At 53.4% G+C, this 1,512-nt stretch carries 1 protein-coding gene; it reads right to left on the reverse strand.

From position 1 onward, the window contains the following. Positions 1–75 precede the first annotated feature (75 nt). Positions 76–1,427, reverse strand: a protein-coding gene (locus tag AC07ED_RS04510; RefSeq protein ID WP_478241879.1) for an IS3 family transposase whose coding sequence is annotated in 2 segments (ribosomal slippage) — positions 76–1,089 and positions 1,092–1,427 — 1,350 coding nt in all. Because the reading frame shifts where the segments join, the coding sequence is not laid out codon by codon here. Positions 1,428–1,512: the final 85 nt, after the last annotated feature.

Genomic DNA, 1,512 nt, shown 5'->3' on the forward strand with positions numbered 1-1,512 from the left:
CGTGTCCGTCGTCATATAAAATGGGATAATATAGCGGTTTGAGCTTTGGAGGCTCTGGTTCGTTTGTGTGATTGATTATGCGGCTTGTTTTTGATGTTGCAAGCGGCGTTGTTGGATTGTCCGTTTCTTGATCTTTTCCCTTTCTCTAAGAATGGCTTTGTCGCGCCCGAAGTAGACGTCTGCAGGTGTAACGTTGTTCAGGCTCTCGTGGTAACGCTGATTGTTGTAATACTCGACGAACGCGCCGATCTGGCGTTCGAGATCACCGGGGAGGTAGTAGTTCTCCAGCAGAACCCTGTTCTTCATGGTCTGATGCCAGCGTTCGATCTTGCCTTGGGTCTGCGGATGGAATGGCGCGCCGCGGACATGCTTCATGCTTTGCCCTTCCAGCCATTCAGCTAAATCAGCCGAGATGTAGCAGGAGCCGTTATCGCTCAGAAGACGCGGCTTGTGGCGCACGACGGCTTGGTCGCAACCCGATGCCGCCAGCGCCAGTTCGATCGTGTCTGTCACATCCTCAGCGCGCATGTTTGTGCAAAGCTTCCAAGCGATGATGTAGCGGCTGTAGTCGTCCAAAATTGTGCTGAGATAATACCAACCCCAGCCAATAATCTTGAAGTAGGTGAAGTCGGTCTGCCACATCTCGTTGATGGCAGTGGTTTTGTCCGTGAACTCGTCGGCCGCTTTGATCACCACATAGTCCGGTGCAGTGATCAGGTCAGCTGCTTTCAGAATGCGATAAGCTGATGATTCAGAGACAAAATACTGCTTCTCATCGGTGTATTTGACGGCCAGTTCCCGCGTGGTCAGCGCCTCATGTTCCAGTGCGAACCCAATCAGATCATCGCGACGAGCATCAGGGATGCGGTTCCAGACCGATCCTGGGCGTGGGGACCTATCAGCCAGCCCATCCAGGCCGCCGTCGACATAGAGATCATACCATCGATAGAATGTCGTGCGCGGGATGCCCAGCATTTCGAGGGTCTGCTTAACCGGCAGATGCGACCCCTCCACGGTGCGGATGATCTGCAGTTTCTCGGACGCAGGGTATCTCATTCCTCTAACGCCCCAGCCCCTGTCATGCTTTTTTTGAGCAGACGGTTTTCAAGGGTCAGGTCAGCCACGCATTCTTTCAGGGCCAAAGACTCAGAACGCAAATCCTTTACCTCAGGCGAGGTGGCCTGCCGCGCCGTGTCGCCAGATAACCGACGCTTGCCAGCTTCGAGGAACTCCTTCGACCAGCTATAATATAGGCTTTCAGCAATACCCTCTCGGCGGCACAGCACAGAGATGCTTTCCTCGCCACGCAGACCAGCCAAAACAATGCGGATCTTCTCTTCAGCTGAATAGGTTTGGCGCGTCTTGCGGCGGATGTTCTTGACCACCTTCTCGGCGGCGTCTTTCGATGTCTGTGGCTTCTTCGTCATCTCGATCTCCTAATCGATAAGATGAACCAGAAATCCTCCGTTATTCAAAGCTTCAAATCTGTCCCAATGGTGCTGACGTCAGACA

The organism is Aestuarium zhoushanense (genome assembly GCF_056431045.1).